The sequence below is a fragment of the Paracoccus zhejiangensis genome (assembly GCF_002847445.1).
Classification (GTDB): Bacteria; Pseudomonadota; Alphaproteobacteria; order Rhodobacterales; family Rhodobacteraceae; genus Paracoccus; species Paracoccus zhejiangensis.
In genome coordinates, this window is the sequence record NZ_CP025430.1 from 3,179,627 (window position 1) to 3,202,993 (window position 23,367).

The following is a 23,367-nucleotide window of genomic DNA, read 5'->3' on the forward strand; positions in this document are numbered from 1 at the left end:
CGGAACCGATTGCGGCCGCAGGGGAAACCCTGCGGCCGTTTGCTTTGCTAAGCCTGCGCGGTCAGCCGCTTCAGGATCAGCGGCAGAAGCCCGCCCTGCCGCAGGGTTTCAATCTCCAGCGAGGTCTCGATCGCGGCAATGGCGGTCAGGGCTTCGACCCGGCCATCGGCGCGCAGGATGCGAAGCGACACCGGCGCGCGGGGATGAAGTGTGGCTTCGTCGGCAGAGATTTCGATCCGGTCATCGACGCTCAGCGCCAGCGTTTCGGGCGTCACCCCTGCGGGCAGACGCAGCGGCAGAACGCCCATGCCGATCAGGTTGGCGCGGTGGATGCGCTCAAAACTGACCGCCATTACCGCCCGCGCGCCCAGCAGCGCCGCGCCCTTGGCGGCCCAATCCCGCGACGATCCCATGCCGTAACGCTCGCCCGCGACAATCACCACGGGCTGTTCCTCAGCGCGATAGACCTCGGCCGCCTGCCACAAGGGCAGATCGCGACCATCCGGCAGGCGGGTCGAGCCGGGGGGGATGTCGGGGGCCAGCAGGTTCCTGACGTTCCGGTTGGTGAAAAGCCCGCGCAGCATCGTCTCCCAGTTTCCCCGGCGCGAGGAAAACACGTTCAGGTCGCGCGGGTTCTCGCCGCGCGCGATCAGGTATTCGCCCGCCTCGCCCTTGGCCGGAATCGCACCGGCGGGCGAGATGTGGTCGGTGGTGATGTCATCGCCCAGAACAAGGATCGGCCGCGCCTGATAGCTGCCAAGCCGACTGCCCTCGCCAAAGCCGGCAAAGGGCGGGCGGCGGATATAGGTCGAGGCTTCGTCCCACGGAAAGAGCTCGCTGTCGGGGGCGTCGAGCTCGGCCCACATCCGGCTGTCCTCGGCCTCGTCATAGGCGACGGTGAAATCATCCTTGCGCGCAGCAAGGGCCAGCGCGGCGTCGATCTCGGTACCCGTGGGCCAGAGATCGGCCAGCGTGACGCCCGGGGCGATCTCGTCTGTCAGGATGTCGCGTTCGACATCGCCCGCCAGCGCGAAGGCCACGACCAGCGGCGGCGAGGCGAGAAAACCGGCCTCCAGCTGCGGATGCACGCGTCCCGGGAAGTTGCGATTGCCCGACAGCACGGCGACCTGCAGCCGGCCCTCGGCCAGCGCCTGCTGTGAGGCATCGGTCAATTGCCCCGAATTGCCGATGCAGGTGGTGCAGCCGAAGCCGACGATGCCAAAGCCGAGCGCCTCGAGATCCTCCATCAGCCCGGCACGTTCCAGATAGCGCCGGGCGGTGGGCGAGCCGGGGGCGAGCGAGGTCTTGACCCAAGGCGGCGGGGTCAGGCCGAGCGCACGCGCCTTGCGCGCGACCAGACCGGCGGCGACCATCAGCCCGGGGTCCGAGGTATTGGTGCAGGAGGTGATGGCGGCGATGGCCACGGCGCCGTCGGGCACGCCGTCCACCACACGCGCCGGACCGCCCCGGACCTCGGCCGCGGCAACCTGTGTCGCCGAGGCGGGCAGACGGTCCTGCGGACGGCGTGGCCCGGCCACGCTGACGTCGATTTCCGACAGGTCGATCTCGACGACCTCGCTGAATTGCGGGGTCTCTGAGGGATCGAACCACAGCCCCTGACGGCGGCAATAGGCCTCGACCAGCGCCACATGCCCGGGATCGCGGCCGGTGGCTGTCAGATAGTCCAAAACCGCCTGATCGACCGGGAAGAAGCCGGTATTGGCGCCAAATTCCGGCGTCATATTGGCGATAACCGCGCGTTCCCCGGCCGAGAGGGTGCTGACACCCGGTCCGAAGAACTCGACAAAGCGATCCGCCAGATCGATCCGGCGCAGGCGCTCGGTCACCGTCAGCGCCAGATCGGTGGCGGTGACACCTTCGGGCAGCTGCCCGGTCATCCGCACGCCCACCACATCGGGGACGCGCAGCGTCACCGGCATGCCGAAGAACACGCTTTCCGCCTCGATCCCGCCGACGCCCCAGGCCAGAACGCCGATGCCATTGACCATCGGCGTATGGCTGTCGGTGCCGATCATTGCATCGGGGAAAAGCCAGCCCGCCTCGGCCTGCACCACCTTCGACAGCCGCTCGAGGTTCAGCGTGTGCATGATGCCGGTGCCGGGCGGGTGGACGGTAAAGCGGTCCAGCGCGCCGGCAGCCCATTTCATGAAGCGGTAGCGTTCGCCATTCCGGCGATATTCATTCGCCAGATTGCGGGCCATTGCGTCGCGCCCGCCAAAGGCATCGACAGCCAGCGAATGGTCGGTCGAGACATCGACCGGCAGCACCGGATTCAAGAGGGCCGGATCGAACCCCGCCTCGGCGAGCGTCGAGCGCATCCCGGCGATATCGACCAGCGCCGGGCCGCAGGTGGTGTCATGCATCAGCACCCGGCAGGGCCGGAAGGGAATCTCGGCATCGACCGGGCCGTCACTCGCTGCAAGGATCGCCCTGGCGGCGGCATCGGCATCCGGCCCGGCGGTGCGCAGCACGTTTTCCAGCAGGATCCGGTGAATATGCGGCATCCGCGCCAGCCGGTCACCGGCGGCGGCAGGCAAATCGATGATCTGCCAGCGGGAGCCGCCGGCCTCAAACGTCGTCTCGTGGGTCATGTCAGTCGTCCCGGTTGAACAGCGCGACCTTGGCGCGGCCGGCCTCGGCGATGTGGCGATGCAGGAAATCGGCCGCCTCGGGCAGTGAACCGCCCTCGATCAGGTCCAGAAGCTGCAGATGCTCGGCCGCCTGCTGCGGCAGGCGCGAGCGGTCGGTGGTGATGCGGTATTCGATCAGCCGCCGCAGCCGGTTGGCGCGCTGCAAGGCGTCGATGAAGAAGGGATTGCCAGAGCAGCGCATCAGCATCTCGTGGAAATCGTTATTGGCGCGAAACACAGCACTGCGGCTGTCGCTGGCAAAGCTTGCCAGCATCTGTTGCTGGCGGGCGCGGGCCTCGGCAAAAGCCTCGGCGTCGATCCGAAACCCCGGCTGCAACAGTGCCTCGCGTTCGATGGAAGCGCGGAAGTCATAGGCATGGGCATAGGCCATGGGCGAGGTCAGCGTTTCGCTGAACTGCCAGCCATTGCCGGGCAGGCGGTCGATCCAGCCCTCGTCCTCGATCCTCAGCAGCAGTTGCTGGGCGCGTCCACGCGACAGCTGATACTGCCGCATGAACTCGGTGGTGCTGAAACGGTCGGGCGTGCTGCCCGCCAGGCGGTCGTCGGCCACGCGGAAATAGATCGCCTCCTCGTCCTCCTCGGCCAGAACCGGCAGGTTGGCCGCGTCCTGATCGAGAAAGAATCCCCGGTTGTCCTCGGACCTGACCAGCCCGCGTTTCTCCAGCAGGCGCAGGGCGCTGATGACCGGCGCGCGCGAGACGCGAAAGACATCGGCAAGCGCCTGTGCCGGCAGGTGCTGACCGCTGGTCATGCCTTCTGCGCGGGCATGCTCCAGGATCCGCGACATGATCTTTGGGGCGAGGCTGGGGCGCGACATGGAAACGGGCCTCAGTCCTCGTCCTGCCGGAACTTCGCCAGACCCTTGAAGACGAAGGGCGCGATCAGGGCGATGGTCGCGATGCCGATCATGATGGCCGAGCCGGGATGCTGCAGCAGGATCATCGGGTCGCCCTGGCTCATCTGCAACGCGCGGCGCAACTGGCTGTCGGCCATCGGGCCAAGGATCAGCCCGACGATCACCGGCGCGACCGGGTAATCATAGCGTCGCATGAGGAAACCCAGCAGGCCAAAGCCCGAGAGCAGCATCAGCTCGACCACCGAAGGGTTCGAGGCAATGGTGCCCATGGTCGCAAAGACCAGGATGCCGGCATAAAGCCAAGGCAGCGGGATCTTCAACAGCTGCACCCAGAGGCCGACCAGCGGCAGGTTCAGAACCAGCAGCATCACGTTGGCGATGAACAGCGAGGCGATCAGGCCCCAAACCAGATCGGCATGCTGTACGAAGAGCAGCGGCCCGGGCTGGATATTGTATTGCTGGAACCCTGCCAGCATCACCGCCGCCGTGGCCGAGGTCGGCAGGCCAAGCGTCAGAAGCGGCACCAGCGAGCCGGCGGCCGAGGCGTTGTTCGCCGCCTCGGGTCCGGCCACGCCCTCGATGGCGCCATGGCCGAATTCCTCGGGATGCTGCGACAGCTTGCGCTCGGTCGTGTAGCTGAGGAAGGTCGGGATCTCGGCCCCGCCCGCCGGCAGCGCGCCGATGGGAAAACCGATGCCAGCGCCCCGCAGCCAGGGCTTCCAGGATCGCGACCAGTCCTTCTTGGTCATCCAGATCGAGCCCTTGATCGCCATGGGTTTTTCCGGCGCATAGGCGTGGCGCGAGGCGACATAGAGCGCCTCGCCGATGGCGAAGAGGCCGACGGCCAGCGTCGTGACCTCGATCCCGTCGAAGAGGTTCGGCACACCAAAGGCCAGCCGGGTCTGCCCGGTCAGCTGGTCGATGCCGATCAGCCCCAGCCAGAGCCCGATACCAAGGCTGGTCAAACCGCGCAGCGGCGACGAGCCGAAGGTGGCCGAGACGGTGACGAAGGCGATGAGCATCAGCCCGAAATAATCCCAGGGCCCGAACTTGACAGCGATCTTCACGAGGATCGGGGCGAGGAAGGCCAGTCCCAGCGTAGCAATCAGCGCGGCGACGAAGGATCCGATGGCGGCTGTGGCCAGCGCCGGCCCGCCACGTCCCTTGCGGGCCATCTGATTGCCCTCGAGCGCGGTGACGACCGAAGCGGCCTCGCCCGGTGTGTTCAGCAGGATGGCCGTGGTCGAACCGCCATACATGCCGCCGTAATAGATGCCGGCGAACATGATCAGCGAGCCGCCGGGGTCCATCTTGAAGGTGACCGGCAGCAGCAGCGCAACGGTCAGCGCCGGTCCGATGCCCGGCAGCACGCCGACGGCCGTGCCCAGCATGACGCCGATGGCGGCGAAGGCGAGGTTCATCGGCTCGATGGCGGTGCCGAAGCCTTGGAGCAGCAGAAGAACGGAATCCATGGCGACCTCAGAACATCATTTCCAGCCGCCCCATGGGCAGCGCGAGTTGCAGAAGCTTGTTGAACATCAGGAAGATCAGCGTCGAGAGGACGAATCCGATGATCAGGTCCACGACCAGCGCGCGGCGACCGAAGGCTCGGGCGGTGAAGGCGAAAAGCAGGGTCGATCCAAGGATGAAGCCGAAGCCGAAGGCGATCGAACCCATCAGGCCAAGCAGCGCCAGCCCGATCCAGGCGACCGCGCCCCAGTCGCATTCATCGGCCTCGATCCCGGGTTTCAGAGCGGCGATCAGGTGGCCGACACCCAGCACGGCGAGGAAGGCGGCGACGAAATAGGAGGCGGCGTCGGCGCCGACGCCGTAATTCGCCGCGATGGTCATGGAGCGCGCATCGTTCCAGGTGATCGCGGCCAGCGCGAACAGGCCGAGGCCGATGATCGCGGTCGGGCGATGCAGCCCGCTGCGTTCCGTCATGTTCATGGATCTGTCCCCCATCGAGAAAGGCGGGCGGAGGATTTTCCCTCCGCCCGCCTTGCGATCATTCGGCCAGGCCGATGGATTTCAGCACGGCATGGACGCGCTCGTTTTCCGATTCGACGAAGGTCTTGAACTCGTCGGCCGGGGCGTAATAGTCGGTCCAGCCGCGCGCCTTGAGGATTTCCTGCCATTCCGGCGATTTCACCGTGGTCTCGATGGCTGCTGCCAGTGCCGCCTTGTCGGCCTCGGCAATGCCCGGACCGGCGAAGAGGCCGCGCCAGTTGACCAGCTCGACATCGATGCCCTGCGCTTTCAGCGGCTGCGCCTCGATCCCTTCGATCGGCTCGGGATAAGAGATCGCAAGCGCCCTGAGGTCGCCAGATTCGATCTGGCCCTGCCATTCGCCATAGCCCGAGATACCGGCGGTCACCTGGCCGCCCAGCATGGCCGCCAGCGCCTCGCCGCCGCCGGAATAGGCGACATAGTTCACCTTGGACGGATCGCCGCCCGAGGCCTCGGTGATCAGCGCCGAGAGGATATGGTCCGCGCCACCGGCCGAACCGCCGGCCCAGATGGTGCCGCCGACATCCTCTTTGATCTTGGCGCTGAGATCGGCCAGCGTCTGGATCGGCGAATCCTTCGGCACCACGACCACCAGCGGATCGCCGGTCATCCGTGCCAGCGGCTCGACACCGGTCAGGTTGACGGGCGCCTTGTTGGTGATGATGGCGCCGACCATGGTGATCCCGCCGACCAAGAGCTGGTTGGGCGATCCCGCCGCGCTTTGCGAGAATTGCGCCAGACCGACGGTGCCACCGGCGCCCGGCACGTTCATCACCTGCACGCTTTTCGCCGTGCCGATCTTCATCATGGTTTCCTGTAGCGACCGCGCGAGCGAATCCCAACCACCCCCGGCACCTGCCGGCGCGGTCAGGGTCAGGTCTTCAAGCTCCTGCGCCGCGACGGGCGAGATGGCCATGGTTACGGCCACGCATGCCGCAGCAAAGCGGCGCGAGATAAGCGACATCTGGTTATTCCTCCCTGTGGACCTCTGTCGCGAATCACATTGCAGTATGTGATGATAAAATGCAATGATGAAGGAAGGCCCTCGGCTCAGCTGCGCGAAGGAAGGCCGCCGTGGGACCGCCGCGCCGCGAGACCGGTGGTGCAACCCTATGTCCGCAGGGTGCCGTCAGGCAAATGATCTTATCGCTGCGCTGCGGCACGATCGCTGCTTGGTCTTTGCATTCATTGTGCATTTGCGCAGAGTGCAGAACTGCAACTGATTTATGTTAATCTTATCCAAACTTGCGGCCCTGAATTCGGGCTACTTCGTGACCGACCCAGCCATTCGGACAGGGCGTGCAGGAAAGTCCGCGCGGTGATGAGATACCACATATGAGCCAAAACCGGATTGGTCCGCATATATCCGAGGGATAATCCTTGGGTTGCACAGATATTCGATTCAGAAAATCTTTACATTCACGTTACAGAATATCCGCGATTTTTCAGAAATTGCCAGATGTTGCGGTTAAGCTCTGACATCATCTCCAGATCTTGATCCAGCCGGGCGAGTTGATCCTCGTCAAGAAGCTGCTTCTGTCCCATGCGAATCCGGTCACGGCGGTCGGCGATGCGCATCAGGATGGTCGAGATCGACCCGTCCTCCTGAAATGACCAGATGCTGTGATTATACCGGTGGCGTACCGCCGAGAGTTTCGAGAACCGCGTGGTCAGATCCAGCAATTCCTGCAACTCGGGGCCGGGCTTCAGCAGGAGTTTCCCAAGCCGCTCGACCATCTCGATCCGGCCGCGCGTCGAGTTGACCGACAGGAAGACCACCACAGCCGCATCCTTCTGCATGCCGGTCAGTCCGGCCAGGAGATGAACCAGCAGGCTTTCGGTATTGCTCCAGGCATAATTCAATCGCCCCACGCGCAGCAGAACGCTGTCCAGACTGGGTTCATGTGGGCTGCTGGACTCGGGCGAGGAGGGCGGGGTCACGATTTAAGGGAACGATAGCGCATCGCGGCTTCGGTGCGATTCCGGGCGCCAAGGCGCAGGCTCGCATTGTGCAGATGCAACTTGACCGTGTGGATCGACAGGCCAAGCTTGGCCGCGATCCGTTTGTTCGACTGCCCGTCCGCAACCAGTTGCAGCACGTCAAGCTGGCGCTGGGTCAATCCGCTTTCTCCGCTTGGCGCCGGTGGCGCGGCCACCTCGCGGTGAGCCGAAACCTCGGGGCTGACATAGCTGCCGCCATGGGCAATCAGCTTGATGATCGATAGCCAGATATCGAGTCGCACATTTAACGGGAAAATACTTACAGTATTCGCCTTAAAGTTGTTATTCGAATAAAAATCTGCGCCATACACCAGACTGCTGAAAGCGATCCCCAGCGACAGGCCGTCGAGGCCCAGAAGAAAGCCGCGATCCGATTCGGACAGGTTCCGAATCGTCGGCTCGTCAAGAATCACCAGCGTGGGGACCAAGCCGGTCTGCGTGACGAATTTCTGAAATTCTGCAAAGGAATGAAGCACTGCCGAGGTGATTTGCCCCAGCTCCTGGCTAGTCGCGGCGATCAGGCTGCCCGAGAAATTGCACTGATTCCCGACGAACATGACCTCGGCTGCGCTGATCGGAAGAGGCGAGGCCGAAGCGAAGGATTCGTCGTCATAGGATACCAAGTTCATCGTCATTTTCCCTGTTGGCCATGCTGCGGACGGCGGGGGGGACGTCATCAATGCTTCCGCTCTGGCTCATTAAATTTTTATCTATTGGTCGACTATAACATATCCAGCAAGCATTCAAAGAAGATTGCGCGCCAAAAATTTGAATGTAACTCCGAAGAAAATAAGCGACCTGTGCGAATGGCTTATCCCAGCCTAGCCGATCGAATTAGCTCGTCAGGACCGGTCCCGGCCTATTGCGCGACCGGCGGCTATACCCGGCAGGGTGATTCCATCCCCCACTCGGGGCGTCACGGTCTAGACTGTTCGTGCGGCTAGGCCGCGGCGGGGACAGAGGGGTAGTTTGGTCCGTGGTCGGTGAAGCGGCATGTCCGCCACCCTCCAGCCGGATCCGCTCAAGGTGACAGGCGGGCCATCCGGATTACCAGCAGGACGAAGACGGTCGCGCCGTCGTGACGGTGAGCATGCGCTCGGCGATCGGAATCGGCTTGCTGTTCAGTCACCGGTAACTGGGCAGGCACACGTGCTTGCGAATGTCTTGGCCGGACCTGCCCACCGACAGGAGCTAGTGAAATGGCTGACAGCCGTAACATGAACCTGTTCGCCTTCCCGCTGGAAAGCGACCCCGCCGATCCCAGTCAGGATCAGTCCCAGTCCCAGAGCCAGTCCAATATGCAGGACCAGGGACAGGGTCAGGACCAGGGGCAAGGCCAAGATCAGGGCCAGGGCCAGGATCAGAACCAGTCCCAGAGCAATGCGAACGACAACAGCAACAGCAACGGGAACGAGAACTCCAACAGCAACAACTCGGAATCCTCGTCCAGCAACGAGGCGGCCAATGCCGCCCAGAACGCGGCGGGGAACGAGGCCAGCAACGGCGCGATGAACGCGGCTGGCAACGAGGCGGCCAATTCGGCCGCGAACGACTCGAGCAACAATTCCGCGAACAATGCCGCGAATGACGCCTCGAACAGCGCCGCGAACGACGCATCGAATGACGCCTCCAACGATGCGTCGAACGACGCCTCGAACAGCGCCACCAACGAGGCCAACAACTATACCGACGTGGCCACCGACGTGGCGACCAATGTTGAAACCAATGTCAGCGTTGGCCTCGATCTCGATGGTTGGGAGCCGTCGGATGACGACTTCGCCGATATCGATCTCGACAACAGCACCGGTACGATGGGCGACCTGATCGTCAACCGTGACGGCTCTGTCGGCATCGGCACCCAGAGCGACATGAGCTTCGACAATGTCCTCAACGGTGGCGGCGGCAGCAGCTACCTGGCGGCGCAGTCCGCCAACCTTGACGACCAGGACACGCTCTCTGATCCGACCGTCTCGAACAATGCCGACTTCAACCAGAATGGCAGCGCCAATGGCGGCACGGCCACCTCGGCTGAAGGCATCAACGCCGCCAATAGCGGCGGCGCTGGCGGCGGCGGCGGCTCGGCCGATGGCGGCAGCGGCGACGCGATGGCGGAAGGCGCCGAAGCTTCGGCGACCGGCAGCACCTCGAACGCGGGCGCCGGTGGCGGCTCGGGTGCGACCGGTGGTTCCGGTGGCGGCTCGGGTTCGAACGGCGGCGCCGGTGGCGGCTCGGGCGCGAACGGTGGCGCCGGTGACGGCGGCGCGGCGCTTGGCGTTGGCCTGGGTGTCGGCCTTGGTGGTTCGGCCGATGGCGGTGCCTCGGGCGCGCTGGCGGCGGGCCTCGGTGCCGGCCAAAGCGGTGATGCCGCGGGCGGCGATGCCGGTGCGCTTGGCCTGTCCGGTGCGCTTGGCCTCGGCGTCGGTGGCAACACGGGCGGTGCCGGTGACGGTGGCGACGGTGGCGGCACGGGCGACGGTGGCGACACCGGCGACGGCGGCGCGAGCGGCGGAACGGGTGCGACGGGCGACTCGGGCGCTACCGGTCCCACGGGTCCCACGGGCCCGACGGGTCCCACGGGTCCGACGGGTCCGGGCGGACCGGGCGGACCGGGTGGACCGGGCGGCGGCCTCGGTGATGCCGAGGGCGGCAACGGCGCGCCCGGCGGCTTCAGCGGTGACAGCGGTGCCAGCGGTGGCAGCGGTGCCAGCGGTGACAGCGGCGACAGCGGCAACGGCGGTGCCAGCGGCGACAGCGGCAATGGTGGCGCCAATAGCAGCACCGGTGGCAATGCCGGCGACAGCGGCTATGGCGGGCTCGGCGGCAATGGCGGCGATGGCGGCGATGGCATGGCTGACGTGGCCTCGGCTGCCGATGCCGCAGCAGCGGCCGGTGCGGCCATGTCGGGCGCAGCCAGTGGCATGGGCGAAGGTACGGCTGACAGCGCCGGTGGCGCTGGTGGCAGTGCCGATGGCTCCGGTGCCGGCGACGGTGGCACCAATACCGGCGGTGCCGGTACGGGCGGTGCGGCTGACAGTGCCGGTGGCGCTGGCGGTGCGGCCGACAGCGCAGGTGGTGCTGGCGGCGAAGCCTGGTCCATGGGCGGTGCCGGTGGCGGCGCCTGGTCGACCGGCGGCATGGCCGACGGCGGCGATGGCATCAACACTGACAGCGGCAATGGCGGTGCTGGTGGCCAGGTGATGCTGGGTGACGGCGGTTATGCCGATGCCGGCAGCTGGGGTTCGGGCAATGGTGACGACGGCTATGTCACCGGCAACTCGACCGCTTCGGCCGACGCGCTGGTGGATACCACGGCGTTCAACCAGAGCATCGTCATGGGCGCGAACATCCTGGGCAACTCGGTCGACATGACCGTGGTTGGCGGGGATCTGAACTCGACCAACGTCGGCGACGACGATCTGGGCTGAGTGATCGCCTGACTGAAAACATCCTGCGCGGAGTCCCTTCGCGCAGGATCGAATTTGAAGGAAGTCCCTGCGCCACTGTCGCGGGACCGCCAAGTCAAGGAAGGTCGTCATCATGCTGACAATCAACCCCGTCGACGAGGCGATCTGGCATTTCATCGGACTGTTCGAGATTACCGAGGAACGCGGGCGGATGTGGGTCGATTACGACCGCTTTGCCGCGTTGAAGATCGATGTGGATCCGGGTGGTATCGAGCCGCTGGACCTGGTGACGAAAGCCCCGCTCGATCTGCGCGACCTCACGCCGAGCATTCGTTACACCCCCCCCAGCGTCAAGCCTCCCGAGGTATCGACCGAGGCTCCCTATTTCCCGCCCTCACCGATTGTTCAGGACATGCCCGCCGATGCGGTCGGCGCGGTCCCGTCACTGGACTTGCAGAAGTTGTTCTCCGTTGCCCCGCATATGGTGCCCTATGGACCGCCCCCGCCGGTCGATTTTCACGTGACGACGCCGCACTGGATCCTGCAACCGCCCGAGTCCGTGGCCGTGGTCGTGGTTCAGTGGAACCGGATCGACGATGATGACATGGTGAATGTCGACCAGATGCAGGGTGGCGTGGTCAGTGCCGAGGCGATTGCCGCGAGGCTGGAGGGCCTGCTGGACCAGGCAGCGCAGCTTGGGGTCTCGCTGGACGTGAGCATGCCCGCGAACGAAGGCTCGTACCACGAGATCGCCCAGACCTTTCAGGCCCTCTTCGAGAAGGGCGATGGCGCCCCGGTGGATGTGGAGGGCAGCATCAGTGTGACGCTGCGCGGCGATGCGGTCGAGGGCAAGTATCTGAACGGCGTCGCGGTGGACGAGCGTCCCGACATCTCCGAGTATTTTCCCGACTACCGCGACAAGGACGACGAGGAAGAGGACGAGACCGCCGACACAGGAAGCTCGGATGGTCCGCAGACGGCCTCTGGCGCGGTCGCGGGTCCCGGCGATGCGGATGATGACGACGGCCCGGATCACGAGATGGTCCATGGCAACAACACCCTGGTCAACGAGGCCCATGTCACCGCCGCCTGGTTCGCGGCGCCTGTCGTGGTCGCAGGTGGCAACGCCTACAGCTACAACGTCATCAGCCAGACCAATGTCTGGAGTGATACGGATTCCGTGTCCGGCAACACGACCCCCGCCGTCGCAGGGGGGGAAGATCCCACCGTTTCGCTGAACTATTCCAGCTATGCCAATGTCTCGAACCCGATTCCCATCCCGGACGGAACCGGAGAAGCGCCGCAATACTGGGTGACGGCAACGCTCGAGGGCAGCCTGATCAGTTGCAACTGGATCGAGCAGTATAATCTCGTATCCGACAATGATGTGACCGCGATCACCATCATGGGCGAGAAGACCCTTTACATGATGGGCGAGAACGGCGCGCTGAACCAGGTCTCGCTGACCGAGCTTGGTACCGCCTTCGACCTCATGGTGATCGACGGGCATGTGATCAACCTGAACGCGGTTCTGCAGACCAACGTCTTGCTGGACGACGACCGCATCATGGTCAGCGGCGGTCAGGCAGCGATCAGTTCGGGCGACAACCTCCTGGTCAATGACGCGACCATCAACCAGATCGGCGAGACCGGCCTTCAGGCCACGTCAGCCGGGCAGAATGCGCTTCTGGCCGACGCAGCCGATGGCGCCTTCACCCTGCCGCAATCCCTGCTGAACGACCCGGCCTTCCGCGATCTCGATCTCGTGCGGGTGCTGCATGTGAAGGGTGATCTGGTCTCGCTGAACTTCATTCGCCAGACCAATGTGCTGGGCGACGCCGACCAGATCGAGGTCTACGGACAGCAATTCATGGACGGCCCGGGCGAGATGAGCGTGGTCAGCGGCTCGAACGTGCTGCTGAACTCGGCGATCATCACCGAGTTTGGCGTTGATTCAACGATCTATGCCGGCGGACATCTTTATTCCGACGCCCTGCTGCACCAGGCCGAGTTGATCTCGACCGATGCGCCGCTGATGCCGCAGGGCGGGGCGCTGGCCAGCGAGGCGGTGCTGTTCCTTGCCGAAGGCATGTTGACCGACGAGATGGACGATATCGAGTTCCGGCCGATCGGCGCCGACCATGCGCCCTCTGCCGATGCAATGGAAACCGTGCTCGCATGACCCATGACAAGACCAAGGACCAGCTGCGGCTGGAGCCCGATATGCGCGTGGACCCGCCCGAGGGTGGACGCGCGCCATCGAAAGCGGCGCAGATGGGCACCGGGCCCACCATCGACCAGCAGGCGGGCCGCTTGCCCGACCTGCCCGCGCCGAAAGGGCCGGGGGGTCTCGCCTTCCACAAGCGCGTCAGCGATCCGGACATTGCCGGCACCCTGCGCGCCACCCTGCGGCGGCTCTGGGCCAATGTGCTGGGGGTGACGCTGTTCAGCGCGGTGACGAACATGCTGGTACTGGCGATCCCGATCTACCTGTTCCAGATCTCTGACCGGGTGCTGACCAGCCGCTCGACCGACACGCTGATCATGCTGACCGTGGTGATCGTCGGCGCGGTGCTGTTGCAGGTGGTCTTTGACGCGATCCGCCGGGGGATGCTGCTGCGCAGTTCGGTGGACCTTTCGGCCCGGCTGGGGGCGCCGATCCTGTCGGCGGCGGCGCGTGCCTCGCTGCAGAGCAACGGGCAGGAGTACCAGACACTTGGCGATCTGCAGACGGTGCGCAGCTTTCTGGTCTCGGGGACGCTCTTGTCGTTTCTTGACCTGCCCTTCGCGCCACTCTTTATTCTCGCAATCTTTCTGGTCCACCCGCATCTGGGCCTGATCGTCATGGCAACGGCTTTGCTGCTGCTGGTCGTTGCGCTCATCAACCAGCGCGCCACCGCCGCGCCGTTTGCCGAGGCCAACCGTCATCTCAGCCGCTCGAACCTGCATCTCGATTCGATGGCGCGGAACTCGCAGATCATCAACGCGCTGGCCATGATCCCCGAGGCCGTCACCATCTGGGGCCGCGACGCCGCCGGTTCTATGGCCGCGCAGGTGCGCGCGCAGGATCGCAACATCATGTTCGCCGGCATCTCGCGCGCCATCCGCCTGCTGACGCAGGTGGGGCTGCTGGGCTGGGGCGCCTACCTGGCGCTTCAGGGCGAGATCACCGGCGGCATGGTCATTGCCGCCTCGATCATCGCCGGTCGGGCCTTGGCCCCAATCGAGGGCGCCATCGAGGGCTGGAACAACGTGCTTCTGTCCCGCGCCGCCTATGGGCGCATCTCGACGCTGCTGAAATCCTCGCCGCTGAACACGCAGCGGCTGCATCTGCCCCATCCCGAGGGCCGGCTGGATGTCGAGCGGCTGCTTTATGTCCCCAATGGCACCAAGCGGGTGGTGCTGAACTCGATCACCTTCTCGCTGATGCCCGGTACCTCGCTGGCCATTGTCGGCAAGTCGGGGGCGGGCAAGACCACGCTTGGCAAGATGCTGGTCGGTTCGATCCTGCCGACCTCGGGCTCGGTGCGGCTCGACCTGATGGATCTGCGCAACTGGGATCAGCGTCAGCTGGGGCAATGCCTCGGCTATCTGCCGCAAGATGTGCAGCTGTTCCCCGGCACCATCAAGGCCAATATCGCCCGGATGCGCGCTGACGCGCTGGATGCCGACATCTACCAGGCGGCGGTGCTGGCCGATGTGCATGACATGATCGCCAAGCTGCCCGAGGGCTACGAGACCATCGTGGCCGCCGACGGCGCACCGCTGTCGGGCGGGCAGAAACAGCGCATCGGCCTGGCCCGCGCCTTCTTCGGCAGCCCCCGGCTGGTGGTGCTGGACGAGCCGAACTCGAACCTCGACACGGCGGGCGACCGGGCGCTGTCGCGGGCGATGGCGCTGGCCAAAGAGGACGGCATGACCGTCATCGTGGTCACGCAGAAATACTCGCTGCTGCAGGATGTCGACAACATCATGATGCTGGCCGACGGGCAGATCGCCATGTTCGGCGCGCGTGACCAGATGCTGGACAAGCTGGCCGAGCGCAAGCGTCCGCCCGCCACTCCGGCACCGCGTCCGCCGCAGCCGCCGATGGCCCCTCAAGGTGGAGCACCCGCATGACCATGATGCCCGATCATGACGGACTTTACGCCCGCGTTCCCCGCTCGGTTCGGTGGCACCTGACCTTCGGGCTTGCGTTGCTGGTCATTGCCTTCGGTGGCTTCGGGGCCTGGGCCTTCCGCGCGCCGCTGGCCGCCGCGGTGATGGCGCCGGGCAGTTTCGTTGCCACCGGGCGCAACAAGATCGTGCAGCATCTTGAGGGCGGGATCATCGCTGAGATTCTCGTCAACGAGGGCGACGCCGTGACGGCGGGCCAGCCGCTGATCAAGCTGGATGGCACCGCCGCCACCGCCAACCAGCGCGAGCTTGACCTGCGCCGGGCCCGGCTCGAGGCGATCAGCACCCGGCTGCGCGCCGAATCCGAAGGTGCCGACACCATGAGTTTCCCCTACTTCCTGACCGAAAGCGCGGATGACCCCAGTGTCGCCCTGGTCATGTCCGAGCAGATGGCCGCCTTCCGCGCCGCCCGCGACAAGCTCGAGGGCGAGATCGCCATCCTCGACAGCAACATCACTGCCGGAAAATCGCGCATTGCCGGCTATCAGGGCCAGCTTGTCGCCGTCGAGCGACAGTTCGCCCTGCTCAGCGAAGACCATGCCAGCCGCAGCCAGCTGCTGGAAAAGGGGCTGGTGCGGCGCAGCGAAGTGAATGCCCTGTCCCGCGCCATGGCCGATGCCGAGGGCGAGGCCGAAAGCCTGCGCGGCATCATCGCCGAGACCGAAGAGACCGTGCGCAAGGCCGAACGCCAGATCGAACAGACCCGCAACCAGCACCGCCAGACGGCGATGGATGAAAGCCAGGGGATCGAAGCCGATCTGGACAGCGTGCGCGAACAGTCGATGAAGGCGCAGGACGTGCTGAAACGGTCCGAGATCACCTCGCCGGTTTCGGGCACCATCGTCCGGCTGAACTATCACACCGCGGGCGGGGTCATTGAACCGGGCAAGGCGATCCTCGAGATCCTGCCGGTTGATGCGCCGCTGGTCATCGAGACCCAGATCTCGCGCACGGACATCGATTCCGTCAAGGTCGGGCTGCCGGCCTCGGTGCGGCTGACCTCGCTGAACCAGCGCACCACGCCGGTCTTGCAGGGACATCTGGTCTATGTCTCGGCCGATGCGCTGAAGACAGAGGCTGACGGGATTCCGAAGGAAATCTACATTGCCCGGATCGACCTGCCGGCTTCCGAGTTGCAGCGCGTGCACGGCTTCCAGCCGACCCCGGGGATGCCGGCCGAGGTGATGATCGAGACCAATGCCCGGACCTTCGCCGAATATCTGGTGAAGCCGATTCAGGACAGCCTGTCGCGCGCCTTCCGCGAGAACTAGGCGGTCGCCAGGCCGCCTCAGTTCCGCCCTTTGCCGCGCAGCCAGACCGGGCCGACGAGGTTCAGGGCAAGGATGCGCAGGATGTGATGGGCACCGACAAAGGCCGGTTCGAGATTGAGAACCAGCGCCATCGCCGCCATGGCCTCGACCCCGCCGGGGGCGAGGGCCAGCCATAGCTGGCCGAAGGGCAGGCCGAGAAGCCAGGTGCCAAGTGTGGCGAAAAGCGCCGAAACGAGCAACGCCAGCAGGATGCTGACCGAGGCGCCGGGCAGGGTCCGCATGACCGTTGTCAGGGTGGTACCGCGAAAGCGCGCGCCAATGACCGCGCCGGTGGCAACGAAGCCGAGGATCACCAGCGCCGGCGGAAAGCGCCCATGAACCAGCCCGGTCGCATGTAGCGCGGCACTGGTGACCATGGCACCAAGGAAGGTGCCGGCGGGAACCTTCAGCCGGTTCAGGACCAGCGCCAGCACGGCGCTGGCCAGAAAGACAGAGATTGCCTCGATGGCACTGTTCACTTCGGGCAGATCAGCAGGGCTGCCGGGCGCCGCGCCGCCATTGGCCAGTGACAGGATCGGCGGCATCAGCGCGACCAGCGTAAAGACCCGCAGGCTCTGGGCCAGGATCACCCGTGGCAGGTCGGCATCGCTTTCGGCGGCGATGATGGCGACCGAGGAGAAGGCGCCGGGCATCGAGGCAAAGCGGGCGGTCGTCCGGTCCCAACCATGAACCCGCTGCAGATAGGTGCTGGAGACAAGGATCGTCGCCGCGATCGAGATGAACAGCAGCAGGATGCTGCCGGGCCAGGCCCGCAACTCGCCGATGATACCAGGTGTGACGCTGGAGCCGATCGAGATTCCCAGCAGCAGGAAGGCCACCTCGCGCAGCCGGTTCGGCAGTCCGACTGGCAGATCGGCGATGGCCGCCAGCCCGACAGCGATCATCGCCCCCATCAACCAGGCGGCAGGCAGGCCGATGGCCGTGGCCAGGGCGCCTCCGGCAAGGGCAAGCAAGGCGGTGGTGCTGGCCCAGACAAGGCCGCGCGGGAACTTTGGAAAAGGCATCACGGCTGCGACTCGGCTGCGACTTGCACAAACTGCATGTGCGGCGGGCGGCGGGCCGGGTCAAGCCAAAGGTGCAATTGCCCCGGGGGCGCGCAGCCCTCAGCCCAGCCCGGCGATTTCGGCCTCGCTCAACCCCGCCTCGGCCAGAACCTCGCCGGTATGGCCGCCAAGCCGGGGAACCGGGCGATGGAGGGCGCAGGGCGTGCTGCCCAGCTTGATCGGGAAGCCCAGCACCTTCAGCGCTGGGCCGTCCTGCACCGGCGTCTCGATCACCATCTCCTGCGCGGTGACCTGCGGATCGGCGAAGACCTGCGCCAGATCCTGCACCAGCCCGCAGGGCACGCCGGCGGCGTTCAGCACGTCCAGCCAGTGATCCTGCGTATTGCCGGCCATGCGGTTGTCGATCAGGCTGCGCAGCTCCTCTCGCGCGGCCATGCGCTTGGGATTGCTGTCATAGCGTGGGTCGGTCATCACCCAGCCCAGGTCCAGCGTATCAAGGAAGCGCCGCAGGATCTGGTCATGGGAATTGGCGACCGCGATCTGCCCGTCCGAACAGCGGAACAACCCATAGGGATAGACTAGCGGATGATCGTTGCCGGTGCGCTGCGGCAACTCGTTGGTGGCGAAATATTCCGACGAGAGATAGGCCATCAGGCTCAAGAGCCCGTTCACCATCGCCACCTCGACCGTCTGCCCCTTGCCGGTCCGCTCGCGTCCCTGCACGGCGGCAAGGATCCCCACGGCCGCATAGATGCCCGCCACCAGATCGCTGACTGGCGGGGCCGCGCGCATGGGCGGGCCGTCCGCCGCGCCGTTCACGCCCATGAAGCCGCTCATCGCTTGGGCAATGAAGTCGAAAGCCGGGCGGTCGACATAGGGGCCCTGACTGCCATAGCCATTCACGCTGGCCACGATCAGCCGCGGGTTCAGCGCCTTCAAGGCCCCGGCGCTCAGCCCCAGCTTCTCCAGCGTGCCGGGGCGGAAATTCTCGACCAGCACATCGGCATCCGCCAGCAGCCGGCTCAGCGCCGCCTTGCCCGCCGGGCTGTAGAGGTCCAGCACTACCGACCGCTTGTTGCGGTTGAAGCCGGCGAAATAGCCGGAATGACCTTCGGTCATGGTACCCTGCGCGCGCACCGGGTCGCCCTTGGGCGGCTCGATCTTGATCACATCGGCGCCTAGATCGCCAAGGATCATGGTGCAGAAGGGACCTGACAGCACCCTTGTCAGGTCGATGATGCGCAGCCCGTCCAGCGGGCCTTTCACCAGTTCAGCCATTGGCGGTCCTCACGCTGTCCATGGATGCGGTCTTGAGGCGCGGCCCGGCCTTCATGATCTGCCCCGGCAATTCGCGTCCGACGAGATGTTCGGCCAGCGCGGCGGCTTCGATCAGCCGGTCCAGATCGGTGCCGGTCTCGACCCCGCTTTCCTCAAGGAAATAGGCCAGATCCTCGGTCGCGACATTGCCGGTCGCGCGCGGCACGAAGGGGCAGCCGCCAAGCCCGCCGATGCTCGATTCGTAGTGCCGCACGCCTTGGCTCAGCCCGGCATAGGCGCAGGCCAGCCCGACGCCGCGTGTGTTGTGGAAATGCAGCGCGAACTCGACGCCCGGCAGCGCCTCGGCCAGCGCCTGAACCCAGTCGATGACCAGCGCCGGCGTTGCCATGCCGGTGGTGTCGCCAAGGGTGATATGGGTCATGCCCAGATCGCGATAGGCCTTGGCCTGATCCAGAACGGCAGACAGCGCCACATCCCCCTCGAACGGGCAGCCGAAGGCGGTGGCGATGGCGCCCTGCAGGGCGGTGCCGCTGCCCTCGGCCAACCGGGCGATCTCGGCGAAACCGGCTAGCGACTCGGCGCGGCTGCGGTTCACGTTCTTGCGGTTGTGGCTTTCCGAGGCCGAGGCGAACAGCACCATCGCATCCACCCCGGCTTCGATCGCCGCCGACGCGCCGCGCAGGTTCGGGACCAGCGCGGTCAGATGGGCGTCGTCGCGGTCGCGAAAGGCGGCCATCACCTCGGCGGCATCACGCATCTGCGGCACGGCGCGGGGCGAGACGAAAGAGGTGATCTCGAACCGCCGCAGCCCGGCATCCAGCAGCGACTGGATCAGCGCGATCTTCTGCGCGGTCGGGATGAATTCCGCCTCGGATTGCAGCCCGTCGCGCGGCCCGACCTCGGTGATGATGACAGTGTCGGGAAAGCCCGCGATCCTCTGGCCCATTCTGTCCTCCCCATCGTGATGGCGGCAATCGGCGTTGCAATTGGATGCCGAATTGGTATACCGATGTGGTGGGAGGCGTCAATGATCGCAGAGACAGCGCATCAGACCGAGGAGCGGGACCTGCTGTCCCGTCTGCGCTTTGCCATCCTGTCGCTGGACCTGGTGCCGGGCGAGCCGATCAGCGAACGCGCGCTGGAACAGCAGTTCGAGGTCTCGCGCACGCCGATCCGCGAGGCGCTGCTGCATCTTCTGCGCGACGGGCTGGTGGTGCGGGACGGGCGCAGCTATGCCATCGCGCCCTTCGACATTGCCGAGATCAACGAGGTCTTTGCCTTCCGCGACATCATCGAGCCCGAGGCCGTGCGGCTGGCCGCCAAGCTGGCCCGGCCCGACGAGATCGCCGCCATCCGCAGCAGCATCAACCTGAGCCATGACGAATTCACCCCGGAACGCTGGCTCGAGATGGGGCTGGACTTCCACGTCCGCTGCGCGCAGCTGTCGCGCAACCGCTGCCTGGTGACGGCGATGCAGGACGTGACCCTGCGCACGCTTCGGGCGCGCTGGCTGTCCTTCGCTTCGGAGGAGGGGCGGCAGACGACGCATCGCGAGCACACAGAAATTCTGGACCTGATCGAGGCGGGCGATGCTGCGGGGGCGGCGCAAGCGGTGCTGGCCCATTCGGCGGCGGTTCGGCGCGAGGTTCTGCAAGCCATTGAAAACGCCAGGCGCTTTATCGGTCGCCGTGGCGTGGTGTGAATTGGACGCAAGATTCATCAAGGGAGGATAGGATGATCTCGACATTGAACGGCCTGCGTGTGGCAGGCTTGGCGGCGACTTTGCTGGTCGCTGTTCCCGCAGGTGCCGCCGAGTGCATTGCGCCGGCTGATCCCGGCGGCGGCTGGGATTTCACCTGCCGCGAGGTGGGCCGGCTTCTGTCCGAGGAGAAGCTGGTCGAGGGCAATGTGCAGGTGACGAACATGCCGGGCGGGGTGGGGGCGGTGGCCTATGCCAATGTCGCCGGCAAGCGCGCCGATGATCCCGAATTGCTGGTCGCCACCTCGACCGTCGGCATCACCCAGATCGCGCAGGGCAAATACCCGGCAGGCACCGATGCCATGCGCTGGCTCGCCATGCTCGGCGCCGATGTGGGAGTGATCGCGGTGGCCAAGGACAGCGAGATCCAGAGCCTCGACGACCTGATGGCGCGGCTGAAGGAAGACCCAACCTCGGTGGTCACCTCGGGCTCGTCGGGTGCGGGCGGCTGGGATCACATCCGCCTTCTCCTCTTGGCGCAGGCCGGCGGGGTCGAGGGGCTGGACAAAATCCGCTGGGTGCAGTTCGACGGCGGCAGCCCGGCAGTGACGCAGATGATGGGCGGACAGGTCGGGCTGGTCTCGACCGATCTGGGCGAGATCAAGGGCTTCGTCGAATCAGGCGACATCCGGGTTCTGGCGGCACTGTCGGACGAACCGATCTCGGCCTTCCCCGACCTGCCCACCGCCAAGTCGCAGGGCTATGACGTGACCGGCTATAACTGGCGCGGCTTCTATACCGGCGGCGGGGTCAGCGACGAGGATTACGCTGCCTGGGTCGAGAAGCTGAAGACGCTCTATGACAGCCCCGCCTGGCAGGAGACGGCGAAGGCCAGCGGGCTGGAGCCGATCTGGCGCGGTGGTGACGAATTCGCCGCCTATGTCACCGAGCAGGAACAGCAGATGGCCGAGATCTCGCGCCAGATCGGCGTCATCCAGTGACCGACCGGCTGGCCGGGCTGTTCTTCTTGCTGCTGGCAACCGGCTATGTCTGGTTGTCGGCAGGATATACCGCAGGCTTCGGCGATCCGCTGGGGCCTGCGATCTTTCCCCGCGTAATCGGCATCCCGGCCATCCTTCTGGGCCTGTCGCTGATGATCTGGCCGCAGCACAGTGCGGACTGGGCGGGAAGCGCCGGGCTGATCCGTCAGGGCACCGCCATCGCGCTACTTCTGGGCTATGCGCTGCTGCTGGAGCCTCTGGGCTTCGTGCCGACCAGCTTTGCCGCGATCCTTGGGTTGGGACTGCTGATGGGCGCGCCGCCGGTCGGCGGGTTCCTCACGGCGGCGCTGGCGGCGCCCGGGCTCTACATCCTGTTCGACCGGCTGATGGGCTTGCCCCTGCCGCTTCTGGGCACATGGTTTGGCTGACATGGACATTCTTTCGCAACTCTGGGGCGGGTTCGCCGTCGCCGCGCTGCCGATCAACCTGGCGCTGATCGTCGCCGGCTGCTTTGCCGGCACGCTGATCGGGGCGCTGCCGGGGCTTGGCCCGGTGAATGGCGTGGCGATCCTGATCCCGCTGACCTTTGCCTTCGGGCTTGATGCCACGTCCTCGATGATCCTGCTCTCCGCCGTCTACTACGGCTGCATGTATGGCGGCCGCATTTCGGCCATCCTTCTGAACATCCCGGGCGACGAGCCGGCGATCATGACCACGCTCGACGGCTATCCGATGGCGAAGAAGGGGCAGGCGGCAGATGCGCTGGCGATCTCGGGTGTGGCCTCGTTCATCGGCGCGACGCTGGCCACCATCGGGCTGACCCTCTTCGCGCCGCTTCTGGCCAAGGCCGCGATATATTTCGGGCCGGCGGATTACTTTGCGCTTTACGTCATGGCCTTCGCCACCATCGGCGGCATCACCGGCACGGACCCGAGGAAGACGCTTCTGGCGGCGCTGCTGGGTCTGATGCTGGGCACGGTGGGGCTTGATCCGTCGACCGGCGTGGCGCGCTATACCTTCGGCAGCTTCAACCTTTACGACGGCTTCGATCCCATCGTCGCGCTGGTCGGTCTGTTCGCCATCTCGGAGATCCTGTTCTTCCTCGAGGAAAAGGCCCATGGCGGCGGGCTGGTGCCGCCGGGCCGGGTGTTTCCGCGGCTGGCGCGGGTGAAGGAGGGGCTGGGGGCCAGCCTGCGCGGCTCGCTGATCGGCTTCATCGCCGGCATCCTGCCGGGGGCGGGGGCCTCGTTGGGGGCGGTCATGTCCTACAGCTTCGAGAAGAGGTTGAGCGACAAGGGCACATTCGGCACCGGCGATCCGCGCGGTGTGGCCGCGCCCGAGGCCGGCAACAATGCCGCCAGCGGCGGGGCGCTGATCCCGATGCTGACGCTTGGCGTGCCGGGATCGGGCACGACAGCGGTGATGCTGGCGATGCTGATCTCGCTGAACATCCAGCCCGGGCCGCTGCTGTTCGAGCGCAGCCCGGATCTGGTCTGGGGGCTGGTCGCTGCGCTCTATCTGGCGAATTTCGTGCTGCTGATCCTGAACCTGCCGCTGATCGGCCTCTTCACCCGCGTCCTTGGCATGCCGGCATGGATCCTGATGCCGCTGGTGGTGGCGATCAGCTATCTGGGCGTCTATGCCATCACCCATGCGGCCTTTGACCTCTTGGTCATGGTCGGCTTCGGCATCCTCGGCTTCGTGCTGCGCAAGCTCGATTTCTCGCTGGTGCCAGTGGTGCTGGGCCTGCTGCTGGGCATGGATATGGAGAACAACCTGCGACGCGCGCTGTCGATCTCGGGCGGGGATTTCATGATCCTGCTGCAAAGCCCGATCGCCATCGGGCTTTACGTGGTGACGGGCCTGTTCCTCTGCTTCTCGCTCTGGCTGACCCGCCGGGCCGGGGGAACGGAGATGCCGGCCAGCAAGGACTGA

At 65.7% G+C, this 23,367-nt stretch carries 18 protein-coding genes; 8 read left to right on the forward strand and 10 right to left on the reverse strand.

Annotated features, from left to right (window positions below; all coding sequences use genetic code 11):
* Nucleotides 1–47: 47 nt before the first annotated feature.
* From acnA to CX676_RS15435, 7 genes are all read right to left on the reverse strand, one after another.
* Nucleotides 48–2,612, reverse strand: coding sequence for an aconitate hydratase AcnA (acnA, locus tag CX676_RS15405; RefSeq protein WP_101753403.1), 2,565 nt, complete (start codon nt 2,610–2,612; stop codon nt 48–50).
* A 1-nt stretch (nt 2,613) separates the two neighbouring features.
* Complete coding sequence (locus CX676_RS15410; protein ID WP_101753404.1) at nt 2,614–3,489, reverse strand: GntR family transcriptional regulator; 876 nt, start codon at nt 3,487–3,489, stop codon at nt 2,614–2,616.
* Between the two features lie 11 nt (nt 3,490–3,500).
* Nucleotides 3,501–5,000 (reverse strand): tripartite tricarboxylate transporter permease, encoded by a 1,500-nt coding sequence (locus CX676_RS15415; protein ID WP_101753405.1) that lies wholly within the window; start codon nt 4,998–5,000, stop codon nt 3,501–3,503.
* A 7-nt stretch (nt 5,001–5,007) separates the two neighbouring features.
* The gene (locus CX676_RS15420; RefSeq protein WP_198590213.1) at nt 5,008–5,478 is read right to left on the reverse strand and encodes a tripartite tricarboxylate transporter TctB family protein; all 471 of its coding nucleotides are present in this window, start codon (nt 5,476–5,478) and stop codon (nt 5,008–5,010) included.
* Nucleotides 5,479–5,536: 58 nt separating this feature from the next.
* On the reverse strand, nt 5,537–6,502 hold the full coding sequence (locus tag CX676_RS15425; protein WP_101753406.1) for a Bug family tripartite tricarboxylate transporter substrate binding protein: 966 nt from the start codon (nt 6,500–6,502) through the stop codon (nt 5,537–5,539).
* 455 nt (nt 6,503–6,957) lie between these two features.
* Nucleotides 6,958–7,410, reverse strand: coding sequence for a hypothetical protein (locus CX676_RS15430; RefSeq protein ID WP_232816479.1), 453 nt, complete (start codon nt 7,408–7,410; stop codon nt 6,958–6,960).
* A gap of 65 nt (nt 7,411–7,475) precedes the next feature.
* Nucleotides 7,476–8,168 (reverse strand): response regulator transcription factor, encoded by a 693-nt coding sequence (locus CX676_RS15435; RefSeq protein ID WP_157935963.1) that lies wholly within the window; start codon nt 8,166–8,168, stop codon nt 7,476–7,478.
* A 570-nt stretch (nt 8,169–8,738) separates the two neighbouring features.
* Between CX676_RS15435 and CX676_RS15440 the strand changes: the two genes are divergently transcribed.
* The 4 genes from CX676_RS15440 to CX676_RS15455 all read left to right on the forward strand — a co-directional run bounded on the left by CX676_RS15440 (nt 8,739) and on the right by CX676_RS15455 (nt 16,390).
* A complete protein-coding gene (locus CX676_RS15440) occupies nt 8,739–10,964 on the forward strand; it encodes a hypothetical protein (protein ID WP_157935964.1) in 2,226 nt (741 codons plus the stop codon).
* A gap of 112 nt (nt 10,965–11,076) precedes the next feature.
* Complete coding sequence (locus tag CX676_RS15445; protein ID WP_101753409.1) at nt 11,077–13,125, forward strand: hypothetical protein; 2,049 nt, start codon at nt 11,077–11,079, stop codon at nt 13,123–13,125.
* Entirely contained in the window at nt 13,122–15,062 is a 1,941-nt protein-coding gene (locus tag CX676_RS15450) for a type I secretion system permease/ATPase (RefSeq protein ID WP_101753410.1), read from the forward strand. Before CX676_RS15445 ends, CX676_RS15450 begins: the two co-directional genes overlap by 4 nt.
* Nucleotides 15,059–16,390, forward strand: a complete 1,332-nt coding sequence (locus CX676_RS15455) for an HlyD family type I secretion periplasmic adaptor subunit (RefSeq protein ID WP_101753411.1) — start codon at nt 15,059–15,061, stop codon at nt 16,388–16,390. The genes CX676_RS15450 and CX676_RS15455 overlap by 4 nt, the downstream gene beginning before the upstream one ends.
* 17 nt (nt 16,391–16,407) lie before the next feature.
* Here the strand turns inward: CX676_RS15455 and CX676_RS15460 are convergent, their stop codons facing one another.
* The 3 genes from CX676_RS15460 to CX676_RS15470 all read right to left on the reverse strand — a co-directional run bounded on the left by CX676_RS15460 (nt 16,408) and on the right by CX676_RS15470 (nt 19,678).
* Nucleotides 16,408–17,454: an AbrB family transcriptional regulator gene (locus CX676_RS15460; protein WP_101753412.1), complete on the reverse strand. Its 1,047-nt coding sequence runs from the start codon at nt 17,452–17,454 to the stop codon at nt 16,408–16,410.
* Between the two features lie 99 nt (nt 17,455–17,553).
* Nucleotides 17,554–18,732, reverse strand: a complete 1,179-nt coding sequence (locus tag CX676_RS15465) for a CaiB/BaiF CoA transferase family protein (protein WP_101753413.1) — start codon at nt 18,730–18,732, stop codon at nt 17,554–17,556.
* Entirely contained in the window at nt 18,725–19,678 is a 954-nt protein-coding gene (locus tag CX676_RS15470; RefSeq protein WP_101753414.1) for a hydroxymethylglutaryl-CoA lyase, read from the reverse strand. The genes CX676_RS15465 and CX676_RS15470 overlap by 8 nt, the downstream gene beginning before the upstream one ends.
* An 81-nt stretch (nt 19,679–19,759) precedes the next feature.
* On the opposite strand from CX676_RS15470, the gene CX676_RS15475 reads away from it, so the two are divergent.
* The 4 genes from CX676_RS15475 to CX676_RS15490 are packed head-to-tail and all read left to right on the forward strand — an operon-like array spanning nt 19,760 to nt 23,367.
* Nucleotides 19,760–20,434, forward strand: coding sequence for a GntR family transcriptional regulator (locus CX676_RS15475; protein ID WP_101753415.1), 675 nt, complete (start codon nt 19,760–19,762; stop codon nt 20,432–20,434).
* A gap of 32 nt (nt 20,435–20,466) precedes the next feature.
* The gene (locus tag CX676_RS15480) at nt 20,467–21,432 is read left to right on the forward strand and encodes a Bug family tripartite tricarboxylate transporter substrate binding protein (protein ID WP_101753416.1); all 966 of its coding nucleotides are present in this window, start codon (nt 20,467–20,469) and stop codon (nt 21,430–21,432) included.
* Entirely contained in the window at nt 21,429–21,860 is a 432-nt protein-coding gene (locus tag CX676_RS15485; protein WP_157935965.1) for a tripartite tricarboxylate transporter TctB family protein, read from the forward strand. Before CX676_RS15480 ends, CX676_RS15485 begins: the two co-directional genes overlap by 4 nt.
* A gap of 1 nt (nt 21,861) precedes the next feature.
* Nucleotides 21,862–23,367: a tripartite tricarboxylate transporter permease gene (locus CX676_RS15490; protein ID WP_101753418.1), complete on the forward strand. Its 1,506-nt coding sequence runs from the start codon at nt 21,862–21,864 to the stop codon at nt 23,365–23,367.